Source organism: Hydrocarboniphaga sp. FW305-C-57 (genome assembly GCF_058783045.1).
The window spans coordinates 1-4005 of sequence record NZ_JBYSYG010000028.1 but is presented as its reverse complement, the minus strand read 5'-3'; the positions used below and the strand labels follow the sequence as shown (position 1 = coordinate 4005).

At 54.4% G+C, this 4005-nt stretch carries 3 protein-coding genes and 1 pseudogene; 2 read left to right on the top strand and 2 right to left on the bottom strand.

Features of this window, described 5'->3' with window-relative positions; genetic code table 11:
* Positions 1-980: 980 nt before the first annotated feature.
* Both AC3WUM_RS25110 and AC3WUM_RS25105 read right to left on the bottom strand, forming a co-directional pair.
* Positions 981-1307 carry a type II toxin-antitoxin system PemK/MazF family toxin gene (locus AC3WUM_RS25110; protein WP_492414067.1) on the bottom strand — a complete coding sequence of 109 codons (327 nt, stop codon included), beginning with the start codon at positions 1305-1307 and terminating at the stop codon, positions 981-983.
* Positions 1308-1372: 65 nt separating this feature from the next.
* Positions 1373-2542, bottom strand: a complete 1170-nt coding sequence (locus AC3WUM_RS25105) for a helix-turn-helix domain-containing protein (RefSeq protein WP_492414065.1) — start codon at positions 2540-2542, stop codon at positions 1373-1375.
* Positions 2543-2977: 435 nt separating this feature from the next.
* On the opposite strand from AC3WUM_RS25105, the gene AC3WUM_RS25100 reads away from it, so the two are divergent.
* Both AC3WUM_RS25100 and AC3WUM_RS25095 read left to right on the top strand, forming a co-directional pair.
* A complete protein-coding gene (locus AC3WUM_RS25100) occupies positions 2978-3151 on the top strand; it encodes a YegP family protein (RefSeq protein WP_492414063.1) in 174 nt (57 codons plus the stop codon).
* An 18-nt stretch (positions 3152-3169) separates the two neighbouring features.
* Positions 3170-3929, top strand: a pseudogene (locus AC3WUM_RS25095) (DUF1883 domain-containing protein); the annotation flags it as partial.
* Between the last annotated feature and the right edge of the window lie 76 nt (positions 3930-4005).

Genomic DNA, 4005 nt, shown 5'->3' with positions numbered 1-4005 from the left:
GATCTCTTGCCCATCTCGTTCTCCGTTCATCAGAAAATTACCAACGTCCTGATGTACGTCAAACCGAGGCAGGGTCAATTGTGAGAATCCCTCGATTCACATCATCAAACTCTTGACTGATGTTCCGAAGATACTTTGACACTTGAGCGGATGATTTCTCCACGGGAGTTGGCAGAGACTCATCTGCTCTAGCCGATGAGCACGCGCTTAGAGTAAGGAAAATCAGAGCCCCAAATGTCACGATCATCGCGCGCGCCCAACTACCATTTATGCTCGACATGTCGATTCACCGGTCGTGATGCATGGGAGTAACCGCTCGCATCTTGCGTGTCGAATGGTCAGGACTGGGACGGGCAGAACTGTCCCGTAACGCTGGTGACACTTCACCCCGTCATATTTCCTTGCGACCCGGAACAGCGATACAGAGCTGTGACGATTCAGGCCCCCCCGCACATCAAACGACGTTCTCGGGGTTTGCTCCAACGAATCTCGCGTTAGTTCACGACTTTAATAACTGGTTCACGACTTTAATTGTCGAGAACAATTGATGTCATTGGAATAAGTCGTAAGAAATTTCCGCCTACCCGCCATCATCAAAAGTCGTAACCCGCCCCCTTTCGGCCACCATGAAAATTCACGCTTGGTAAATCTCGTAACACTTCGGCGCGCAATCACACAAACCCCTCTTATTGCGCGATGTGTCCGCAGATGCTCGTGACTCCAGTAGCTGCCAATGACCATCAAGGGTAAAATTTCTACAGGCATCCCCGCCTACAGGGTTCTCGAGCCAGTAAGGAGACCCGGCCCCCACCGCTTCGGCAGTGGGTTCATCCCAGAGATGAATAAGCGAAAGCTTGGAGACTGGCTTGCTTTAAGTAAGGGCTCGCTTCGGCGGGCTTTTTCTTTTCTGCCACCAACCGATAATCGTGCCAGTCAGCTTTTGGCGCACAGTTCAGCAGCGTAACGGCTCCATATTCAGATCAACTCGCCTCTACCACTAACCCGATTGCCGAAGCGATTTCATCCATCAAATCTGCCGACAACGATCCGATCTTGCGACTACATCGTGCGGTGTCTATCGCTCGTAGCTGAAGGGTATCGGCCACGACGATTTTCTCTAGGCCATTGCGCCCATCAGGGTCGATGCGAACCATCCACATTGCGTCTTTGGCATAGGCGTTCCACTCAGTCAGCGGCACGACCAGTTTTACTGGCAGCCGCCCGACTGCATCTGAACTCACAATCACGCAGGGACGCGTCTTCTTGATCTCTGCCCCGGTCGTTGGATCAAGGCCGACAATCCATATGTCTCCCCTGGCTGGAGAGATCGAAGGACGCTTCGGAACTGAAGAAGAAGATGCACTTGCGGATTTCAGAAAAAATCCCCCCCGCCTATACCCTTGGTTCCGGCTTCTCCCTCGTAATATGCTGCAACTTTAATGGCCTGCTCAGCGAGCAACTGGCGGCGCTGCTCGAGTGGCAGTTTCGCAAATTCGCGACGCTGCAGAACACTGTTCGGAATCTGCCGATCTGCCGTCTGCGACGAATCCAGAAGAAGAGCTTGTTCGTCCGCGGATATAAGTCTTTCCGATCTAGCTCGCATCACCGCCAATTCCAGCCACTGAGGCTTCTCAGGCGGAAGCTCATTTGGCTCCTTCTGGCGGTAGCGCATTTTGTTGAACTGGATGCATCCAGCCTTGTGCGTTTCCTTGCTAACGATACCTAAGTCTGCCAAGCGGTAAAGGAGCGCTTGAGCGCTGATGCCAAAGATGGGCTTTAAGGCAAGAAGTTCGTGGACGCTGATGGATGATCTACGCGCACCAACCTGTTTTTTGACTTCGTCCTCTGGCGCCAATAACGCGGCACCAAAGCGATACGCCGCCTTTTCCTCATCAACCGACTCAGGCACCTTTAGAACAAGGTGGCCAAGCTCATGCGCTAAAGTCAGTCTTTGTCGATCACCACACACGCCCTGTCTAGAGGCAGTGGCTGCTGCAATAACTTCCCCGTTGCATTCAGCTCTCGCTGAAACCCCATCGAACTTATCGGCCGTTTTTACCTCGATGACATGAACGCGACGGGATTCGAGAGTCGCCACGAGATTGGCGATGGGAGCGGTTCCTAGGTCCCAATCCGAACGCACGGAGGCGGCCGCCGCTTCGCAGTCATTCAAACATCTAATTGGGATCGCCTTCGGGAGCGACATCCTCCCAAAATCCCCCAAAATCCCTTGCAGGCGCACTCGTTGCTGAAGCGACTCGGCAACAAAAGCCTCGACATGGCTCTGCTGCGCCTGAGTCAATCCGGAACCTTTCCGATACGCGACAAATTTGACAGAGCAGACATCGTCAGCCGTCAGATCCACGGACTTTACGCCGAATACTCGAGCGAGATGTGTTAACACGACCGGCGACGGACGCATCTCGCTTTTCTCATACTTTGATAGCGCCTGCTTGGTAACGACCCCACCCAGATGGGCGGACAGCTCATCCAAAGTCATGCCGCGCGCTAAACGCAGCCTTCGCAGACGTTCTGCGAACATCCTATTCTCCGTATTTCATAATTAAACAACGAGTAAGGCGCGTCCATTGTGATGCAAAGCACGTACCTCGCCGAGCACAATGCTTAAGGCATTGGCGGCTGCGCCCCCAGGGCACTTGAACACACGCCCAGTCAGGCAATGCTGCGCTGCGGATTACGTCGGAACTCACTCCGGCACACATCCTCATGCGTCTCGCCTCCTCGTGGAGAGCCCGATTCGCCAGGAGCACGTTCAGTCGATCGCAGTTTGCCTCGATTGCACCCGATGCGCGACTTAGAGGTTGCCTAGGGGCGGGCAGTCACTCGTTATCGCAATCACTCACAACCACCCTCACATGGTTGACAGATTTTATATAAATTTAATAATCTGTCAACCAATGGTCGCGGATTAAGAAGTACTCGACTCGGAATCTGGGCGTTATCGAAGGAGTGGACAATGAAGTTCGAACAGTACCGCGACGCTAACAATCAGTACCGTTGGCGCCTGATTGCCGCCAATGGACGAATCATCGCTAACAGCGGAGAGGGCTACCACAACTCGGCTGACTGCGACCGTGCGGTCGCGCTGGTCAAGAGCACCTCAAAAGATACTCCCTACGTCTTGGCCTAAGCGCCGCCCAGAGATTCGATGAACTTTACGCATTACAACCTGGGATATCTGGACCGCGGCAGCATCGTAGAGATCACTCTGCAGGGCAGCGCAGCCAACGTTCGGCTTATGGACCCTTCGAATTTCTCGAGCTACAAGGCCGGGCGCGCCCACCGCTACCACGGCGGTTTAGCAAATAGATCGCCAGTTCGACTGCCAGTGCCCAACTCAGGAAGTTGGCATGTCACGGTCGACATGCAGGGCCTTCGCGGCACTGTGAGGTCGAATGTCAGGGTTGTACCCGGGGCCGCGATCAGGCCGCTGCCCGCCATCAATGAGGCCCCCCCTTAGCAGCGTCCCGACACTCGTGCGGGAGACGCACGATGAAGACACGGTGCCTACCCCCGAAGCACAAGACAGCCGCACTTTCGACGTTTTCATTTCTCATGCGTCCGAGGATAAAGATGAGGTTGTGCGCCCCCTGGCAATAGCCCTTCAAGAAGCTGGCCTGAGCGTCTGGTACGACGAATTTGAACTGCGAATTGGCGACAGCTTGCGCAGAAAGATTGACAGGGGGCTCGCAAGAAGCCGCTTTGGTGTCGTGGTGCTTTCAAAAAGCTTTTTTGGTCGAGGCTGGCCAGAGTACGAACTCGACGGGCTGGTAACTCGCTCCGTGTCAGGCGACCAGATATTGCTCCCCATCTGGCACAACGTGACCAAACGTGAAGTCGTTTCTTACTCGCCATCATTGGCAGACCGGTTGGCGCGTAGCACAACGACGCACACGGTCGAGGAAATTGAACCGCCCCGGAAAACTCGGAGGCTCCATAACTTGAGAGAATGGAGCCATGGCAAGAGTATCGAAGTATTCCCTG